This window comes from Psychroflexus salis (assembly GCF_014640175.1).
Lineage (GTDB): Bacteria > Bacteroidota > Bacteroidia > Flavobacteriales > Flavobacteriaceae > Psychroflexus > Psychroflexus salis.
This window is the reverse complement of sequence record NZ_BMGL01000022.1, coordinates 1-3,168: the sequence shown is the minus strand read 5'-3', so window position 1 is coordinate 3,168 and position 3,168 is coordinate 1. Positions and strand designations below refer to the sequence as shown.

The 3,168-nt window shown below is 39.1% G+C and carries 1 protein-coding gene; it reads left to right on the top strand.

Features of this window, described 5'->3' with window-relative positions; genetic code table 11:
• Window positions 1-3,168, top strand: a 3,168-nt coding sequence (locus IEV63_RS12850; protein ID WP_188407221.1) for a DUF4397 domain-containing protein, incomplete at both ends; no start/stop codon positions are given.

Below are 3,168 nucleotides of genomic sequence, written 5' to 3'. Positions count from 1 at the left end.
CAGTTTGGACAATGGCCTGGGTCTACATTTACTCCTAATCCAGCATTAGCAGATGGCGAGACAGCACAGAATATTACTACTGCAGGATGGGCTGGTGAATATTCGAAAGTAAATGTTGTTGATGGCGAAACTTATGTGTTTTCAGGTTCTGTAGCTACTGATTTTTATACTATTTCAAACGAAGATGGTGATACTATTTTTACTTCTGGCTTTAACGAAGTAGAATGGGTTTCAAACGCTGATCAAGTAATTCGGTTTTGGACCCATACAGGAGATGATTGTGGTTTCGAACAATCTAGTAGAACTAGAAGGGTAACCGTAGGAATTCCACCAGGTTGTTTATTAGATCAGTTTGGACAATGGCCTGGGTCAACATTTACTCCTAATCCAACATTAGCAGATGGCCTAACAGAACAATCGATTACTACATCTGGATGGGCAGGTGAATATTCAAAAGTGAATGTTCTTGATGGCGAAACTTATGTGTTTTCAGGTTCTGTAGCTACCGATTTTTATACTATTTCTGACGAAGATGCCAATACGATTTTTGCAGCTGGAGAAGGTGAAGTAGAATGGGTTTCAAACGCTGATCAAGTAATTCGTTTTTGGACTCATACAGATGAAGATTGTGGGTTTGAACAATCTGGAAGATCACGAATCATAGTTGTTGGAACACCTCCAGATTGCTTGCCAGTTGATAATCTAACAGATGATGTAATCACTTCTACATCAGTAGATTTAAGTTGGGATTCTGTAGATACCGCAGTGGGATATGATTGGGTTCTGGTATTAGAAGGTGAAGACCAGACAATACCTGAAAATGTTCTTGATCAGGGGAATACAACAGATACTTTCGTTAGTGTTACTGGTTTAGATAGTGCAACATCATATGATTTTTATGTTACTGCAGATTGTGATCTTGTAGAAAGCACTTCAGCAGTAATTAACTTTACAACAGATTGTGAAGTAGCATCATTAAATTATGCAGAAGATTTTGAAGATTTCTTAAACCCTTGTTGGGAAGAAGCTACAGGAACATCAGCTGGTCCTGATAGTTTTGGTTTTTCAAGTTGGTCTGGAGCAGCATCACCACAGTTTGGTTCTCAAGCAGCGCGTTACAACATGTATACTAACACTACTGCTCAGTGGATGGTATCTCAAACTATCGATTTAGGAGCTGGGAGCCCAGATAATGTTATGAATTTTGACATTGCTGCAACAGTATGGAATTCAACCGCAGCCACTACTTTTGGTCCAGAAGATGAAGTAGCTGCTATGATTAGCACCGATGGTGGAGCAACTTGGGTTGAATTAATTAGCTTTAGTGCTGGATCAACCCCATCTAATACAGGTCAAAATGAATCGATTGATTTGTCTTCTTATTCAGGAGAAGTTCAATTTGGTTTTTATGCAATCTCAAGTCCCGAAACATCAAGTGATCATTGGGTATATATCGATAATTTCTACGTGGGTACTCCGCCGCCAACTATTGTAAGCGTTGGAAATCCAGCTTTAGATAGCTATTGTTACGATGATAGTGAATTTGAGGAGTGGAGATTTGATTCAGACGATGGTTCTGCTTTGGTAATTGTGTTTGAAGCAGGTTCAGTTGAGTCAAGTTTTTCAGGAACTTGGGATGACTTAATCATTTATGATGGGGTAGATAATACAGGCACTGTATTATTTAATTCTGATGTAGATGGAAATGAACTAACTGGTTTAAGCTTTACAGCACAATCTGGAAGTATCTACATGACTTTAGATTCTGATGGTTCAGTTAGCTGTCAATCATCACCGAACATAGAAACGATAGAATTTGGAGTTTATGTAGAGGGTGATGAGCCACAACCAGCATTTGCTAACGTGCAAGTAATTCACAACTCACCAGATCCTGCGGCAGCATCGGTAGATGTGTATTTAAATGGAGCTTTACTACCTGCTTTAACAGGAGTAGATTTTAGAACAGCAACTTCATTTTTAGAGGCTCCTGCAGGAGTAGATATAGTAGTAGATGTAGTTCCAGCAGGTGCTGATTTATCTACAAGTGTATTTACAGAGACTTTCAATTTAGCGGAAGATGAGAATTACATTATTGTAGCCAATGGAGTATTAGATACTTCAGGTTTTGTAACTGATAATTCATTTGAGTTAACGGTTTATGCTGGTGCACAAACAGCAGCTTTAGACCCGGCACAAGTAGACGTATTGGTACACCACGGTTCGCCAGATGCCCCAGCGGTAGATGTAAATGAATCTACAGCCGGCAACTTAGTATCGAACATAGCTTATCCAGAATTCCAGGGCTACTTAAACTTAGCAGTTGCAGATTATACATTAGAAATTGCAGCAGCTGGAACACCAGCAGCTTTGGTAGCATATTCAGCTCCATTAGCTACGTTAGGTGGATTTGAAGGCGCAGCAATTACTGTTGTAGCCAGTGGATTCTTAGGAGATGATGCAAGTATGGATAATGGTTTTGGCTTATGGGTAGCTACTGCAGCCGGAGGAGCTTTAGTAGAACTTCCATTAGTAGAGCAAGAACCAGCACCAATGGATCCAGCACCTACACCAACAGAAGCTGAAGCAGACGTAATAAGTTTATTTAGTGAAGCTTATACCGATGTAAGTGTAGATACTTGGTTAACACCATGGTCATCAGCTAATTTAGAAGATATCCAAATTCAGGGTAACGATACGAAGTTGTATACTAATTTAGATTTTGCAGGTATAGAAACTGTAGCTAACCCTATAGATGCCACAGATATGGATTTCTTCCACATCGATGTATGGTCACCGAATGCAACTACTTTTAGAGTAAAGTTAGTTGATTTAGGTAATGGAGCAACAGAAGGAGAGCTAGCATTTGATATAGCACAAGAGGAATGGGTAAGCTTACAAATTCCATTAGCAGATTTTGCTGATGCAACTTTAGTAACTGATCCGAACAATTTGCTAACTGTACGTAATTCAATTCAACAGTTAATTATCTCCGGCTTACCAGTAGGAGATGTAACAGCTTATGTAGATAACGTATATTTTAGCTCAGACGCAGTGGTTTCAACCATCGATTTCGATTCTGCTAATTTCAGTTATTATCCAAACCCTGTAAAGACCAGTATAACTATAGATGCTACAAATAATGTAGAAGAAATAGAAGTGTTTAATATG